Below are 14,538 nucleotides of genomic sequence, written 5' to 3'. Positions count from 1 at the left end.
AGCCCGGTAAAACTGGCTTAGCCCTATCACATCACCGTAAAAAAGACATGCTATCTTGTTGACACAGCTGGTACCTCGACGCCATTGATAAAAAATGAATGTGACGATGCGCTGTTGCGCTTGCTAAGATTAACTGAACGGGGCACAACAAGGACAAAGACATGCCATCTGCATTGATCGAAATCGGCTTACCTGTCGCACTGATATTTATTATGGCTGGCGTGGGCCTTAGCCTGAAAATGGCAGACTTTCAGCGCGTTTTTTTGCAACCTAAAAGCTTTTTCATCGGGGCACTGTGTCAGTTGATTCTACTTCCCTTGCTTGCCATTGCTGTTATTGCGATCACAGGGCTTACAGGAGAGCTGGCAATTGGCTTATTTATTCTGGCTTTATGCCCGGGTGGGACAACCTCCAACCTCTATTCGTATCTGGCCAAAGGGGATGTGGGTCTGTCGGTATCTTTAACTGCCGTGATAGGGTTTATCACCCCATTTAGTTTGCCATTTTTGGCTGCATGGGCAATCGGATATTATGGGCAAAACGATACCCAGATTGAGTTCCCTATTTTAAAGGCCTGGATGCAGCTTATTGTGGTCGGTGTTCTGCCAGTTCTGGTTGGCATGGCTGTCAATGCAAAGTGGCCTCGCTTTGCTAAATCAGCCAGCCCCTATATCAGCTGGTTTTCAGTCGTAGTATTGCTTCTGGTGATAGTCAGTATTTGTATTCAACTGGGCGATAAGTTGGTTGATTACCTGATCAAGGCGGGTCCTTCTGTGATCACCTTAAACCTGATTTCTATGATTATGGGGTTTTTGGTCGCGCGTATTTTATTGCGCTGCGATACACAGACCCGCACCATTACCCTTGAGGTTGGCCTGCAAAATGGCACTCTCGCCCTTTTGGTAACAACTGGCCTGTTGGGCAATGAAGTGATGTCTATTGCACCAAGCATCTATAGCTTGTTTATGTTTATCAGTGCCGGGCTGTTTACCGCCTGGGCAGTCAGGCAGCAAAAACAATCCTAGTACACAGTGCAATTACTCATTGTCACAGCAACCCGTGCAGGAGTTTTGGTCTGGCTTCATACCAGCATTCAAAGATATGGGGCTGGCTGTGAGGCCATATTTTTCCCTCACGTCATCAACGAAACGACGCCTTGAGCTTCTGTCCCGCTCGTGCGGAGCAAATGGAGCACTCACACCGTCTAGTAAATCAACGGCAAAAGCTAAAGCTTCACGGTCTGCTTGGCCCAACTTCTTCAGGTCACAAAGCTCGTTTATTTTGATAATGGCAAACTCTTTAGCAGCGATGTCTTCTGGCAAGCCAGTGCAAGTGCACAAGCCATAAGTGCCATCTAAAAAGTGTTGCCACTCTTGTGCAATATGATCAGAAAGAAAGGTCGTTAACTTAGGGTGATTTGAACTATATCCAAGACAATTAAGTCGGATAAGCATATTTCGGTAACGGGCAGAAAATATCTCATAGGCCTGTGCTTTATTTTGTTCCTTTCTAATAACATTCAACCACAGCGCGTAGCCCTTCGCGTAATACTCCAGTGTGTGATTTTCTTTAAAATGACCAAAGAACGAATCACAGTTTAAGTTGAGACTAAGCGTATAAGAAGCTCTGGGCATCAATTTGTTATCTTGGAGTGCTTTGAGCATTTGGTCAGAAATATCTGCTATCTCAAGCAACTTTTGTGTCGTGTAAAATGTGGTATCTAGGTATTTAAACAGTACCAATGTCATTACTCCTTTGTGCCTCAATTAGCCTCGTAAGCAAGTGTTCAAACGGGCTGTATTTTTTACAGTGAAACTCAACTGATCAGCGAAGTGAAAGCGTCATAACCACCGAGCTTTTTGACAGTCTACAAAATGACTCAGACCATGCTTCGATGGTGGTCGTACTATGGCTGGATGAAAATCGGATATAGTCACGGCCAATGCTGTTATTAACTTACAACCACCAACCCAAGTTTGGGACATGACAGGCACGATTAGGCAATACCGCGATAGATTGGCCGCAGCTATTGATAGCAGAGCTTAAAGCGCTAAACTTAGAGAAAGCTTGGCAAATCTTTTGGGGTGAGTACGCACGTCAAACCTGTTGCCGTCTCAATACTGACATGACTCAATGGCTAAGGAGGCTGTATGACGGTGAATAAATCAGACCAACGACATGCTCATGTTAAGCAGCTCCTTGGCAAAATGGACCCTGAGATTGCAGCAAGCTTTACTTATAAACAACGCAAAGCACTGCAAAAAGCAATCAATACCCGGGACTGGAACAATCATAAAATAGATTTCAGACCCACTCTGGCATTACCCTTTTTACCCTGGAGCTTTTATTTTGTCTTTCTGGGTGGGGTGAACAAACGTCGCCTGAGCCACACAGAAAGAGTCACAGCAGCAATTATGTTTTTGATTACCTTATTAGTTGTTGCCATGATCTTGTTGGGTATTATACTCGTTGTTCTTTATCTGCTTAAATCCTGGTTAGGTATAGATATTTTTGCCAATGAGTCGCTGGGCCTGTGGGATCAGTTTAAAGAGTTATTTTGGTAGAGTGCGGACTTACATCTAAGTTTAATGGTTGCTCATTTAACTGTAAGATTGATACACCTTGCGGCGAACTGTGCTCTGACAGTAAATCAGGCTTTTCTTCAATAATCCAAGCACAATCATAAGCACTTAGTTACAGCTATACAGACCCCTAAAACTGCTTTATTTTATTAGAAAAAAGCTCGCTGACACACGCGGTTTCATAAAAATGCCGCTCACCCGCATTACTTTAATTGTCTCGTTAAAATTTATCTTTCGCTATTAGATCAGGCTTACAAGCCACCACGACTAAAAATAGAAATATGGCAGCTTTGAAAGAAACGGCCAGAACGAATTCCATTCCATCATGTTCAAAACTCAAAACCTTATATTTTGTCTCTATTTCACCAGTCAAATAACACCCATATAGCACTTTCCCAATTACGGTACTATAGGTTAAGCACAAGGCTCTAAGAGTGAACCCAAGACCTCTATTCATTTTTCTGATAGCCTTAAGTTGTTGTTTAAGTGGATTTTACCATTCAATTCACTTTCTGACCACCGACCGGAACTCCATTTACGGTTATTCCAGAATACTCTTCAGGCAATTCAAATACCCTATAATAAGAGCACCCTATCACTGTTTTAAACCTATCTAATACCTGACCATTAACTGTGGAAATGACGTTTATTTCATAAGGTTTAAAGTTGCTCATGTAGAGGGAGACCTTACCACCATCTTGAGCGTCAATATGATGCCAAACATTGTTATCATCGCAGAGCCCGGGGTAGTAAGTTTCAAAGAGCTCCTGCTCACCGTCATTCACATAATATAACTCTACAAATGACACGCTTTTTGAGACATCACACCTGTCTATTTTAAACTTCGTGCCCATTGCACTCGTACTTTTTTCATATACCTGACCACAAATGTGAAACTTAAGCACCTGTGAACCCGGGCGGCCAGCAAATACATGAAGAGCATAGATGTCATATTTTCCATCAAAGCGATCATACACAACAAAGTCTGTCACCCCAACCTTACTACTTGCATTAACATTCAGTGAGTAAGCCAAAATAGCAAATAGCGTGCTTAATTTCGCAATTACAAACAAATTAGGATATACAATCATAAATCACAATTTATAGTTTCAATATATATAGTGTCAACATGAGGGATCAACGTACCCTTTAACAAGTGACAACCTTCAAAATCCAACTCATAATCTTCTTTCTTAAACCCCATAGAAGCTAACATGCTAAAAATACTCAAATGGTGCTTGCTTCCCATGTAAATTTTATTAAGCCAAACTTTATTGCAAGGATTGAAATCTTGGTAAGTGACATAACGCTCAACGCTGGACGCCAGAGATTGCCAACTTTGGTCATTCAGCGTAGGCCGTTTAGACCTAAACGCGATTCCATGCAAAGGTTTTAATCCATTGCTAAGCGCATATTTCACTAATACCCTTAGTTCTCGAAGGGAAGTGTTTACCTCCACACTATACACATTCATATAATCAAGAGAGCTGCTATCAAACTCAATTGAATTATTATAATTGCTTTCACTGCCTTTAACTCCCTTTTCAACTTCATTAAAATCATTAACAAAGAAAACACCACCTCCCAAGTCTAATTTGGCAAACGTGGCTTCACTGAAGAGCAATAAAAAACTTCCTAACAACTTAAAAAAATTAAAAACCTGACTCCTGCCAGAACTCAACATAAATATAACCCTTAACAATCCTCAAACCATTAGAAAATTTTAAGAAAACACACTAACACACCTGAGACAAACTCCTGTAAGATAAGTGCTGTGATAAAACTTCTCTACCACCTTGATTTTAAGTCATAAATAGTGATTTTTAATCAGTGTGTGGATCGGCCTGATTTCCCATGACCAATTGCCAGATACGAGATACATCAAAATAACGATAGCACAGAAGACAAAGACTGCTTTAATTAGCAACTCCACACTCACGAGACCAAAGCTGGCATGGTTAACTTCTCTGCACTTTATAACCTCAAACAATATAGGTACTGACCCTATCAACAGTATTATCAGGACACACCCAAAATACTTTGAAAAAGCGATGCCTAAGATTCCGGGCACGATCATGAGCCAAAGCATAAATAAAAATGCAGTCATATGAAGCGTAAAGTCTAACGGCAGATTATCCTCTTGCTCAAAGTATCCAGTTATCTTTTCTGAGTATAGTAAGTACAGAAAACATACAAACACCTTAACATTGAACAAAAATTCAAAGTTCAGGGTTTGACTCTCTCCATAGAACAATAATTTAATATCTAAAGCCAGGTAAATTAAAGCAATTACGAAGCAATGCACGGAAGCTCTTTTATTGAAGTAGTTTTCTCTAATCAAGGATACCTCCGATTTAGTCCCACAGTGTCTAAGTCGTCTATTTAAGCAATAAGGCTTATTGAACGATATACATCCAAACCTGAGTGATGGCTGGCCCCTTGCGCATGCCTGCACTTACTTTCACTGCACACCGCGTTGGTGTTATTACACAAAAACGTTCAATGAGCGCCAATTTTGAATAGATGTCTCGTTAAGCCATTGGGTCACTTTGCTTGTTCGATAAACGCCAAATCCTTCTCTTCCAAACCTTGTTTTACTTCTCCAGTCTTTGTGTTTATATAGAAATAGCCTAGTTCATCTTCATTTCTATCATTGTGATCAGGATGGTCAGAAAAAACCCTTTCCCCAATAATAAAGTCACCTCTTATTTCTGTATATACGACATCAGAATTTATCACCATGCCAAATCCCTTTGTAATATAAGTGTTACTCGCATTTGTAGATGACAGGTAATAATCATTCAGCAACTCCTGAGGAACAGGATCTCCACACCCCGACAAATTAATAAAGACAAATAAGTAAAAAGCTCTCTTCATTTACATTTAACCTCTCGACTAAAACCATATCGCACCTCATATTTACTTGAAAATGGCACGCCCCTTGGAGCGGCCAATATATACTGTGATTAAAACTAATTATACCTTCAAAATAATCTAAATATGAGAAGCTAAAGTTACATGCCCCTCCACTACAGGTGCCAGTTGATTTCATCCACTGGCTCCCAAAACCATACAATGAGTAACTTCTGTTTTGCTCGTCCATTACGTTACAAACTGTTGCTGACAGACAACAGTTCACCAAGGTAAGCTGTTGTATCCGCTTAGTTTAGAGAGGTGCCCATGTAACTCTTCCTTCGAAGTAGCTCAGTTTTCTTACCTTGACATCGCAGAAGCTTTCATACAATTCATTGTTGCTCAAAATAAAAGTAAACAGGATCTGCACATATGATGACACTTATTGTTCTGCCTTTTCCAAAAATACGCAGTCGGACCTCGAAAATTTCAGATTTATATAATGCAAAGCTTAAACAATTTATGTTTCTATAGAGTTCATCTATATTCATATGATATGTAAATTGATTTTTTATGACTTTTTCTTTAGCAATAGACTTTAAACCCAGACTATCTTTACTGGCAAGCTCAACACTCTCAGACTCATCAATCAGGAACTTACTTTTTGCAAGATTAAATGCTTTCTGAAATCCATTCTTAAATCCACTTTCGTGTTCCTGCTCTCCTACATTTCTCAGCTCATCGAATTCTATAGAAAGAGAATATAGATGCTCATTTATTTCCATCTCTACGCCGTTCTGCTCTTAAGCTATTGCTTATAAATTAAATTTCCTTACTGTGAAGAGGGTATCTTGGCCCGACATGCCGGCCAGGAATATATCGCTCCAGCAGTGTCACGTTAAATAAGTTTTCGGTAACTACATCACCCATGTAACTTCATTACTCAATTGCAATTCAAAACAGCATTGTATTCAAAGCCAATGGAGTAATATTCCTTATTGAGGTTATCACCTGTCAAACCATAGAAATCTAACAACTTGCTCCTTTTCACTAAATACATTCTTCCGTCTCCAACAGAATCATAGCCAGGAAACGACGTTATTTCGCATCCATACATCGAAAAAAATGATTTCAAGCCAACAAACCAGGAGAAATGTGACAAATCCCCTAAAAACACCTCTTTATATAGGGAGTTATAAAGTAAAACTTTACCAGAAAGCGCCTTAACTCTTTCCTGTTCTTTTAGGTATTTCAGCAAATTTTCATTAACCTGTTTATTTTTAGATTGATGAAAGCTATGAAAACCAACCATTATGTAGGTTAAATAAAGTTCTCTATCAAATAAACTTTCGTCAAACTTTTTATGAAGCTCATCAAATAAGGAAGCGCTTTCACATCTAGTGTTAACAGTAATCCTGGCACTCCCAAAATCGCTCCTCGACACATCAACACCACAGCTTTTTAATACGCCTCCATTAATCTCCTTCGTTATTGCTGGCAGGCTTAACGAAAGAAGTGCCAGAATACATAAAAAACCTTTAATCATTTGACCTCCCTGAAGCCAACAACCTTGATTGTATAGTCAGATTAACCGTAAATTCCGTATTACCAACCAAAACTTTCCCGCCCCATAAACCCACAGGGTAGCTTTCACAATATATCCAGCCAACTTCACCCTTAACATTATAACAGCCTATTATTACAAAACCCTGGATCATATAATTTGACTGGCCTATTTTAAAACTTCCTGGCTCCGTAAAAATAGTTCCCGTTGTCAGAAACGAAAATTAGTATGTCACTTCTATCATCACTAGAATGGTTGGGCTAGGTATACCTGAATATCAGGAAAAAGCTGAAATTAAAGTGTTGCCTAATCTATCTGGATTTGTTCAACAAGACCATAGAATAGACGTGCATATCGAATCATTTCTTCAATTAAGTTTACAGCTCGATATATCTGTAAAGAAACCACCCAATGCTCGATATACCAACAAAAAGGCCTTCAAAAGATAGAAGGCCCTTAAGAATGAGAGGGCCTAAAAGGCCCGCAGTAAAAAACGTGATAGATTACTGTGCTGCCGGTGCCAGCTCCCAAGGCCCAGTGCCGTTTGGCTCATCACCGCGAGTCCACCACTTCGCAACATACACTTTGCCGTTGAAGCTGGCTTTATCACCTTTCAGGTAAACCTTATTCGCTTCCCATGCAGCAACATTATCAACCGGAGGTTTGTCATCTGGCGGCGGCAAGTTATCAACCACTGTGACAACCGGCCATCCTGTGTGTGACCCATAGAAGTTGGTCACGCATTTTTCATAATCGCCTTCGACAAGCGCAGAGTAAGCCGTTTGATAACCCACCAGCTTACATTCAAACGAAAAACCACCGGGACGATCGGCATAATATTCCCAGTTTGCTTCCCAGTTGGTGTAAAGCACTTCACCGGCACCATCCAGATTCAGACTACCAAATGGCGTTTGCTGCCAGCAGGTATTTTCTTCATCGCTTTCTAGCGGAATATTGTAATAGTGAGACAGGCCCTCCCAGTAACGAATACGATTGACTGGCTGGCCTTTATTTTTGTTGTGCTCGCCACATTCAATACCGCCATTAATCACGTTAATGGTGGTACCAAAACCGTAGCCAATACCGGCATTCAGCTCAGTCTGAGACGGCACCCAGGTACGGTCAATCACATGTAGCATTGCCGGCTTTGGTGCCTGCGGTGTCAGGAAGAACCAGATTGCAGAGGCCAGGTTGAGCCAGGAATCAGCAACCAGGGCCGGATTATTCAGCAGCACAGTCGCATCACCATCAAACATGGCTTCAGAGAACATGCCATAGTTAAAATGGTAAGACAGCTGTTTAGCGCCGCGACCAAAATACCCTTGCCCGTCTGCACAAGGCCAGCGCCGGTTTTGCCAGTCATTCTGACCACACCCTGTAGTATAGCCAGGTTGCCCTTCAGACCAGCCCATTTCACGCACATGGACCAGCGCCTGCTGCCACTCTTCTAATCTCAGCGGGTTATCAGAGACATTATCTTTCGCAATGTGACCACCGGTTTCCTGCGCAAAATGAGCAAACGCGGTGACGATAGACTTTTTACAAATGGCGTCCGCATTGCGACCATCTGTATAGTCACCACAAAACGCCGGAAACTTGCCTATAGCACGCAAAAAGCGCGTATAAGTGTATTCAGGTGCAGCCATTTGGGTCAGAAAATCCCACTCACTCTGGCCAAATACCCGCTCTACGCGCTTGACGTTTTCGGGGTTAGAGGCAGCACCAGGCACAATGGCGTCAACCACAGTATTGCTGCGGGTTTTTAGTGCCTGTGCCCACACGCTATACATTGGGTTTGAGGTCAGGGCAGCTTCGGCTGCCTGAAGCCCGGTTCGATCCAGTAGATAAGCACCAGAGTTGTTCGGATCTGGCTGAACATTGAGTGCCAGTGCGGGCGTGCTGATACACGCCATAACCGCCAGGCAAACGGAGTTTAGTTTTTTCATAGGACATCCTTTACATGTTGTTGTGGCTCAGGGTGCGAAAGTCATATCGCGCCCTGAATTATGTTGTTATCGTTCTGTTTAACAGTACGACATCACGGATAATTGCAGCGTACGCAACCATCATTCAGACACACCATTGTCACAATTATTACCAAGATGACATCGCTGTCAACGGCAAATGAACATAAAACACACTAATTTTGTACCTATTATGTACAGTTTTTTTTGAACGCCTTTGTTTTCAATTAATAAATGCTGCAAAATGACAACTCAGTAAATGACACTAGGCAGTAGCGCATGATTTCTATCCTTCCTCTCGATACCTCCCATTATCAGGCAGTCATCGACCTCGGCAATCTGGTCCACGGGGACAATTACCTCGATATGGCGGGTATAAAAATGATGCACCAACGGGGCACAAAAGATGATTTGAATGCCTCATTTGTGGCGCTCGACGAGTCGCAACAAGTAGTTGGGTTCCGAACTTCCTACAGCGCAGGTCAGTGGCCTGTCGACAAGTGGTGCTCACCTGCACTGTGGCCAGTTGATGAGGAGCACATGGCATACTTTAAGTGTATTGCCATTCGCCCCGAGGCGCAGGGACAAGGGATTGGACCTAAGTTACTCAACGCATCTGTCGAGGTATTGAAACAACAAGGCGCACAAGCCGGGGTCTCCCATCTGTGGATGCAAAGCCCGGGCAACGGAGCCGTGAAATACTTCACTAAAGCGGGTGGCAAGCTCGTTAAAGTTCACGATGATCGCTGGTTAGATCTGACCTTATACGAGGGATATCGCTGCACGCTTTGCGACACTGAATGCCATTGCCAGGCTGCTGAAATGGTATTGGAGTTCTGATGCAAACTTTCGATCCCCTAAGTGCAGCCCATTGTCAGGGTCAGGATTTCGCGCCAAGTTACTGGGCCGCAACACAGTCCCTGCCAACAGCAAACCCCGCACCCGAAACATCAGAACATTTTGATGTGGCTGTCATTGGTGGCGGATTTAGTGGGTTATTAAGTGCTTACTATCTGGCCAAAAACTATCAGCAAAAAGTGTGTGTACTGGAAGCCAACCAGGTTGGTTTTGGCGCCAGTGCGCGTAATGCAGGGTTTGCACTGCCCGGCTCGGGACGGCTTGGTTATGGCGATTATGCAAAACGTTGGGGGCTAGACGTTAGCCGTGGCATTTACGATGAGTTTCAGGGTGGCGTCAACCGAGTCAGATCACTCATTGATGAACACAAAATCGACTGTGACGCACAGGCATCGGGTTATCTGAAAATAGCGCATAATGCTCAGGCTTATGCCAACTTGCAAAGTGCTGCGCGATTTATCTCAGATAATTTTGGCGGTGAAAGTAGTCAACTGCTCAGCAAGGCAGAACTTGACGCGCAGTTTATGCTGAATCACCACGCTCATGGTGCCATGCGCTATGAGAATGGCTTTGGTTTGCACCCGCTCAAGCTCCTGCTTGGCTACCGTGACATGGCTATTAAAGCTGGTGTTACCTTGTTTGAACAGAGCCTGGTCAGCCAGGTTAAACACGGTCAGCGCCACACGCTGAGTGTAAACGACCAGGTAATAAGTGCAGATAAACTGCTATATACAGGCAATGCTTACAATAATAAACACAGCCATCCGTTTATCGATAACCGCTATTTGCCCATTCTCAGCAGCATTTTCGTAACTCGCCCTCTGAGCGAGCAAGAGCTGATGCAAAGTGGTCTGAAAACACACCAGGTAGTAATGGATACGCGCAGGCTGAAATACTATTACAGGCTGCTACCTGACAACCGCCTGCTCTTTGGCGGCAGAGGTGCAGTGTTTGCAAAAGATCAGAACAAAGCCAAATACCTGAACCACCTCAAAACCGCACTTTCGGCATGCTTTCCCTGTTTATCGGGAATTAAACATGACTACTACTGGCATGGTTATATTGCAGCAGCGCTGGACGATATGCCGCATGTCTTTTTTGAGGATAATGTCGGATTTATTTTGGGGTACTGTGGCTCAGGTGTTTCGTTTAGCTCACAGGCAGCATACAGGCTGGCACAACTAGCAATGAACGATACCGTGCCTGATTTACCCCTGTTCCAGCGGCCTTTGCCCAGGATCCCCTTTCCTCAGCTTCGCCGCCTTGGTCAGCTGGGTTACTATCATTTGGCGCAAGTGCAGGATAAGTTTTCATAACAATTATTGACCACGCATCAATATAAGGTTAATGTGAATTGCGAAGTTTTTTCGCTAAGGAAAACACAAAAACCATTTGGAGGTGAAATAACAATGTTAAAACTAAACAAAAAACCACTAAAAAGCTTATCTCATAAACAGCTGCAGCATGCAGAGAAGAACACACCACATGTTGCAGGTGGTACGGGCACGACAAGCTGGACTTGCCCCGGCTCACGCCCGTGTCAGGATAAATATGAGTAATATTATCTAGCGTCGGTAGCTGGCTGCTCGCAAAGCCCAGCTACTTTAAATTCATGTTAAAAAAAGGTCCATCTGCGAGACCAATTCAAACATCGCAGCATTACTCCAATTCTATGCCTAGGAATTAAACCAGAGGTATTTGCTACCAAGGTATTGCTAACCCCTGATAGTCATAAAAGCCACCACTTTGCGCTTCGTGTAATTCATCCAGCACCTGTTTCAGGCCTTTTGCAGATTCTTCGGCAGAGATCAATGCATTAGGGCCACCCATATCGGTTTTAACCCAACCCGGATGCAGCGCCACGGTTTTTATTCCTTCAGGTAACAGGTCATTGGAAAGGCTCTTGATCACCGAGTTTAACGCCGCCTTTGAGCTGCGATAGATATACCCGCCCCCTTTAGTGTTGTTGGTCATGCTGCCAACTTTCGATGAGAGTACAGCAAACGTCTTTAACTTACCCAGTCTTAGTTGCGGGGTGAATGCCTCCGCCAATTTAAGCGGTGCAATCACATTGACTTCCATAACACGTTGCCATTGCTCTACATCACAGTCGCCAAACGCATAGCCTTTGGGTCCATAAATGCCTGCATTGTTAATCACCAAGTCTATCTGTACGTCATGCAATGTACCAGACAACTTAGCCATCTGTGCATAGTTGGTAATGTCCAGAGCAAGTATTTGTAAGTGACTAAACTGCTGTTCCAGCTGCCACAATGCTTCGGCAGCTTGTGGGGCTCTGCAGGTTGCCAGCACCCGCCAACCTTGTTCGAGATATAACTTGACGAGTGCCAGCCCAATACCACGATTTGCACCTGTGATGAAAAGTGTATTCATAACTTTATGTCAGCCTTAACATTACCACTATATGTTTCATTATATACGTTTTACTTGGCAGCGCAGCCCACTCAGTCTAGCAACCAGGATAGGGCTTGCCCTTTTTCCTCAAAGTACCGGGACTCCCCTTCTACAAACCAATTACCGACCATGGCTGCAAGCTTTTGCCAACGGCTATTGCCAAGCACCGCAATCTTATAGAAGTCATGACTATGACGCTGGGCCAATGCTACGTCGTCCCAGGCAGCATGCAACTCCCACCCTTCAAACTCAGTCACATCAACCAGTACTCTGATCTTTTGCCCTACAGCCGCTCTTAACGCACTGTCGATTACAGCCTTAATGGCCATATAATCAGCATGGTTTACCCTGCCCAACGCTGTAAAGCTCATGAGCAGGTCACCATTTACTCGCTCCGTATCAACAGAGATTGAATGAAAGCACGCCATCACTCCCTCAGCTAAGAATTTGCGTCGTAGTGATCCAAATTAGCAGAGAGGTTAACAAAAAGGCAAAAAACAAACGTAAAATACGCAGCTGTTCGGGAGTTTTTATGAATCGATGCAGTACACCGCCAAGTACCAGCCACAGACTATCCACCAGAATAGCAATGACAAAACACGTTATTGCTGCAAGTAAAGCGCCGATAAACGGGCTGGTATCGGGCACACTGTTGTTAGCAAATATGGCAATACAAGCTGCGTAGGCTTTGGGGTTGAGCAGGTTCAAAATAAAGCCATCCCGAAACCCAACCTCACCGCCTTCTACATGAGATAATCCACTGCGATTGGTCGCAATTTTATACGCGACATAAAACAAATAGGCGATGGCTGCAATCTGACATCCGGTGCTCAAGCTCGGGTAGCTTAAGAGTAATGCACCCAGGCCCGTCGCCGCAGCCATAATTGCCACTAATAATCCGAGTAAGATACCAGATAGAAAAGGGACTCCCTGCCGCACACCTGAGCTGGCACCAACAGCGGCCAATGCTAAGGGTGCAGGACCCGGCGAGCCAAGCAGCAGCGCAGTGGTCAGGGCAATAGAAAGTAACGCTTCATACATCTTTTTCGTTCCTTAAAAAACAAGGCCCGGACTAACCGGGCCAATTTTCATCACTAAATTTGCTCTTGCGGGACTCGCACATGTCCCTCCATCACCACTCGAGCGCTGCGGCTCATCACCGCTTTTTTTGCCAGCCAGCGGCCATTTGCCAGTTCGGCTTCTGCGCCCACTTTCAAAGTGCCCGAAGGGTGGCCGAAAGTAACGCTGTTACGCTCACCACCACCTGCCGCCAGGTTCACCAATGTACCAGGGATAGCAGCAGCCGTGGCAATCGCCACTGCGGCCGTACCCATCATGGCATGGTGCAGCTTACCCATTGACAGAGCCCGAACTGACAGATCAATATCCTGCTGCGAGATGGCTTTACCACTGGATGCAGTATAAGCCTTAGGTCCGCATACAAAGGCAATTTTAGGGGTGTGCTGACGTACCTTAGCCTCGTCAATGTGGTCAATCAGACCCATTTTTACGGCACCGTAGGCGCGGATCTGCTCAAATCGCGCCAAAGCCGCGTCGTCACCATTGATCGCTTCTTGCAGCTCCACACCGGTGTAACCCAAGTCCTCGGCACGGAAAAACAAGGTTGGGATCCCAGCATTGATCATAGTCACATCAAATGTGCCAATCTCCGGTACTTCCAGTTGGTCGACCAAATTACCGCTTGGGAACATATCTGCATCGCCGTCGGCTGGGTCTATAAATTCCACCACCACTTCGGCAGCAGGAAAAGTCACGCCATCAAGCTCAAAGTCGCCACATTCCTGCACTTCACCATTTGCCATAGGCACATGAGCAATAATGGTTTTTTCTATATTGGCCTGCCAGATCCGTACTACGGCAATGCCGTTTTCAGGTATTCTGCTGGCATCTACCAGACCATTGCTAATGGCAAACGCACCCACCGCTGCGGTCAGATTGCCACAGTTGCCACTCCAGTCGATAAAAGGTTTGTCTATCGCGACCTGGCCAAATAAATAGTCGACATCATGGCCCGCTTTATCACTTTTCGACAGGATCACGGTTTTGCTGGTGCTGGAGGTCGCGCCACCCATACCATCGGTTTGCTTGGCATAAGGGTCCGGGCTGCCAATCACTCGCAGCAGCAGTCTGTCGCGCGCTTCACCCGGCACTTGTGCCGCCTCGGGCAGGGAGCTGAGATTAAAGAACACGCCTTTGGAGGTACCACCGCGCATATAGGTCGCTGGCACACGTAGTTGAGGTTTGAAAGTCATAGTTTTCATCCTAAATAGCAGAGTAGACA

16 protein-coding genes are annotated in these 14,538 nt (G+C 44.3%); 5 read left to right on the top strand and 11 right to left on the bottom strand.

Features of this window, described 5'->3' with window-relative positions; all coding sequences use genetic code 11:
* Positions 1 to 161: 161 nt before the first annotated feature.
* Positions 162 to 1,025: a bile acid:sodium symporter family protein gene (locus tag ACXAH1_RS08965; protein WP_475196129.1), complete on the top strand. Its 864-nt coding sequence runs from the start codon at positions 162 to 164 to the stop codon at positions 1,023 to 1,025.
* Between the two features lie 12 nt (positions 1,026 to 1,037).
* Here ACXAH1_RS08965 and ACXAH1_RS08960 read toward each other — a convergent pair whose 3' ends face one another.
* Positions 1,038 to 1,748, bottom strand: coding sequence for a DUF6058 family natural product biosynthesis protein (locus ACXAH1_RS08960; protein WP_475196127.1), 711 nt, complete (start codon positions 1,746 to 1,748; stop codon positions 1,038 to 1,040).
* A 402-nt stretch (positions 1,749 to 2,150) separates the two neighbouring features.
* On the opposite strand from ACXAH1_RS08960, the gene ACXAH1_RS08955 reads away from it, so the two are divergent.
* Complete coding sequence (locus ACXAH1_RS08955) at positions 2,151 to 2,564, top strand: hypothetical protein (RefSeq protein ID WP_253050183.1); 414 nt, start codon at positions 2,151 to 2,153, stop codon at positions 2,562 to 2,564.
* Between the two features lie 518 nt (positions 2,565 to 3,082).
* Here the strand turns inward: ACXAH1_RS08955 and ACXAH1_RS08950 are convergent.
* From ACXAH1_RS08950 to ACXAH1_RS08925, 6 genes are all read right to left on the bottom strand, one after another.
* Positions 3,083 to 3,673 carry a hypothetical protein gene (locus ACXAH1_RS08950; RefSeq protein ID WP_475196122.1) on the bottom strand — a complete coding sequence of 197 codons (591 nt, stop codon included), beginning with the start codon at positions 3,671 to 3,673 and terminating at the stop codon, positions 3,083 to 3,085.
* Positions 3,670 to 4,266, bottom strand: coding sequence for a hypothetical protein (locus ACXAH1_RS08945; RefSeq protein ID WP_475196119.1), 597 nt, complete (start codon positions 4,264 to 4,266; stop codon positions 3,670 to 3,672). Before ACXAH1_RS08945 ends, ACXAH1_RS08950 begins: the two co-directional genes overlap by 4 nt.
* 860 nt (positions 4,267 to 5,126) lie before the next feature.
* Positions 5,127 to 5,459 (bottom strand): hypothetical protein, encoded by a 333-nt coding sequence (locus tag ACXAH1_RS08940; RefSeq protein ID WP_475196117.1) that lies wholly within the window; start codon positions 5,457 to 5,459, stop codon positions 5,127 to 5,129.
* A 368-nt stretch (positions 5,460 to 5,827) separates the two neighbouring features.
* Positions 5,828 to 6,220 (bottom strand): hypothetical protein, encoded by a 393-nt coding sequence (locus ACXAH1_RS08935; RefSeq protein WP_475196115.1) that lies wholly within the window; start codon positions 6,218 to 6,220, stop codon positions 5,828 to 5,830.
* A 158-nt stretch (positions 6,221 to 6,378) separates the two neighbouring features.
* On the bottom strand, positions 6,379 to 6,981 hold the full coding sequence (locus ACXAH1_RS08930) for a hypothetical protein (RefSeq protein ID WP_475196112.1): 603 nt from the start codon (positions 6,979 to 6,981) through the stop codon (positions 6,379 to 6,381).
* A 521-nt stretch (positions 6,982 to 7,502) separates the two neighbouring features.
* Positions 7,503 to 8,945: a chitinase gene (locus tag ACXAH1_RS08925; RefSeq protein ID WP_475196110.1), complete on the bottom strand. Its 1,443-nt coding sequence runs from the start codon at positions 8,943 to 8,945 to the stop codon at positions 7,503 to 7,505.
* A 300-nt stretch (positions 8,946 to 9,245) separates the two neighbouring features.
* On the opposite strand from ACXAH1_RS08925, the gene ACXAH1_RS08920 reads away from it, so the two are divergent.
* The 3 genes from ACXAH1_RS08920 (at position 9,246) to ACXAH1_RS08910 (ending at position 11,380) form a co-directional block, all read left to right on the top strand.
* Positions 9,246 to 9,803 carry a GNAT family N-acetyltransferase gene (locus ACXAH1_RS08920; RefSeq protein ID WP_475196371.1) on the top strand — a complete coding sequence of 186 codons (558 nt, stop codon included), beginning with the start codon at positions 9,246 to 9,248 and terminating at the stop codon, positions 9,801 to 9,803.
* Complete coding sequence (locus tag ACXAH1_RS08915) at positions 9,803 to 11,137, top strand: NAD(P)/FAD-dependent oxidoreductase (protein ID WP_475196107.1); 1,335 nt, start codon at positions 9,803 to 9,805, stop codon at positions 11,135 to 11,137. The genes ACXAH1_RS08920 and ACXAH1_RS08915 overlap by 1 nt, the downstream gene beginning before the upstream one ends.
* A gap of 93 nt (positions 11,138 to 11,230) precedes the next feature.
* Positions 11,231 to 11,380 carry a hypothetical protein gene (locus tag ACXAH1_RS08910; protein WP_475196102.1) on the top strand — a complete coding sequence of 50 codons (150 nt, stop codon included), beginning with the start codon at positions 11,231 to 11,233 and terminating at the stop codon, positions 11,378 to 11,380.
* 142 nt (positions 11,381 to 11,522) lie between these two features.
* Here ACXAH1_RS08910 and ACXAH1_RS08905 read toward each other — a convergent pair whose 3' ends face one another.
* From ACXAH1_RS08905 to prpF, 4 genes are all read right to left on the bottom strand, one after another.
* Positions 11,523 to 12,215 (bottom strand): SDR family oxidoreductase, encoded by a 693-nt coding sequence (locus tag ACXAH1_RS08905; protein ID WP_475196098.1) that lies wholly within the window; start codon positions 12,213 to 12,215, stop codon positions 11,523 to 11,525.
* A 71-nt stretch (positions 12,216 to 12,286) separates the two neighbouring features.
* Complete coding sequence (locus tag ACXAH1_RS08900; protein WP_253050173.1) at positions 12,287 to 12,664, bottom strand: SpoIIAA family protein; 378 nt, start codon at positions 12,662 to 12,664, stop codon at positions 12,287 to 12,289.
* 7 nt (positions 12,665 to 12,671) lie between these two features.
* Complete coding sequence (locus ACXAH1_RS08895; RefSeq protein WP_475196095.1) at positions 12,672 to 13,277, bottom strand: LysE family translocator; 606 nt, start codon at positions 13,275 to 13,277, stop codon at positions 12,672 to 12,674.
* Positions 13,278 to 13,330: 53 nt separating this feature from the next.
* The gene (prpF, locus tag ACXAH1_RS08890; protein WP_475196089.1) at positions 13,331 to 14,509 is read right to left on the bottom strand and encodes a 2-methylaconitate cis-trans isomerase PrpF; all 1,179 of its coding nucleotides are present in this window, start codon (positions 14,507 to 14,509) and stop codon (positions 13,331 to 13,333) included.
* Between the last annotated feature and the right edge of the window lie 29 nt (positions 14,510 to 14,538).

This window comes from Pseudoalteromonas sp. AWH4_217, assembly GCF_056161105.1.
This window is presented reverse-complemented; position numbering and strand designations above follow the sequence as displayed.

Bases quoted from the DNA above. Each gene is read 5' to 3' on its own strand.
- ACXAH1_RS08965 (WP_475196129.1), top strand. From the start codon at position 162: ATGCCATCTGCATTGATCGAAATCGGCTTACCTGTCGCACTGATATTT.
- ACXAH1_RS08960 (WP_475196127.1), bottom strand. From the start codon at position 1,748: ATGACATTGGTACTGTTTAAATACCTAGATACCACATTTTACACGACA.
- ACXAH1_RS08955 (WP_253050183.1), top strand. From the start codon at position 2,151: ATGACGGTGAATAAATCAGACCAACGACATGCTCATGTTAAGCAGCTC.
- ACXAH1_RS08950 (WP_475196122.1), bottom strand. From the start codon at position 3,673: ATGATTGTATATCCTAATTTGTTTGTAATTGCGAAATTAAGCACGCTA.
- ACXAH1_RS08945 (WP_475196119.1), bottom strand. From the start codon at position 4,266: ATGTTGAGTTCTGGCAGGAGTCAGGTTTTTAATTTTTTTAAGTTGTTA.
- ACXAH1_RS08940 (WP_475196117.1), bottom strand. From the start codon at position 5,459: ATGAAGAGAGCTTTTTACTTATTTGTCTTTATTAATTTGTCGGGGTGT.
- ACXAH1_RS08935 (WP_475196115.1), bottom strand. From the start codon at position 6,220: ATGGAAATAAATGAGCATCTATATTCTCTTTCTATAGAATTCGATGAG.
- ACXAH1_RS08930 (WP_475196112.1), bottom strand. From the start codon at position 6,981: ATGATTAAAGGTTTTTTATGTATTCTGGCACTTCTTTCGTTAAGCCTG.
- ACXAH1_RS08925 (WP_475196110.1), bottom strand. From the start codon at position 8,945: ATGAAAAAACTAAACTCCGTTTGCCTGGCGGTTATGGCGTGTATCAGC.
- ACXAH1_RS08915 (WP_475196107.1), top strand. From the start codon at position 9,803: ATGCAAACTTTCGATCCCCTAAGTGCAGCCCATTGTCAGGGTCAGGAT.
- ACXAH1_RS08910 (WP_475196102.1), top strand. From the start codon at position 11,231: ATGTTAAAACTAAACAAAAAACCACTAAAAAGCTTATCTCATAAACAG.
- ACXAH1_RS08905 (WP_475196098.1), bottom strand. From the start codon at position 12,215: ATGAATACACTTTTCATCACAGGTGCAAATCGTGGTATTGGGCTGGCA.
- ACXAH1_RS08900 (WP_253050173.1), bottom strand. From the start codon at position 12,664: ATGGCGTGCTTTCATTCAATCTCTGTTGATACGGAGCGAGTAAATGGT.
- ACXAH1_RS08895 (WP_475196095.1), bottom strand. From the start codon at position 13,277: ATGTATGAAGCGTTACTTTCTATTGCCCTGACCACTGCGCTGCTGCTT.
- prpF (WP_475196089.1), bottom strand. From the start codon at position 14,509: ATGACTTTCAAACCTCAACTACGTGTGCCAGCGACCTATATGCGCGGT.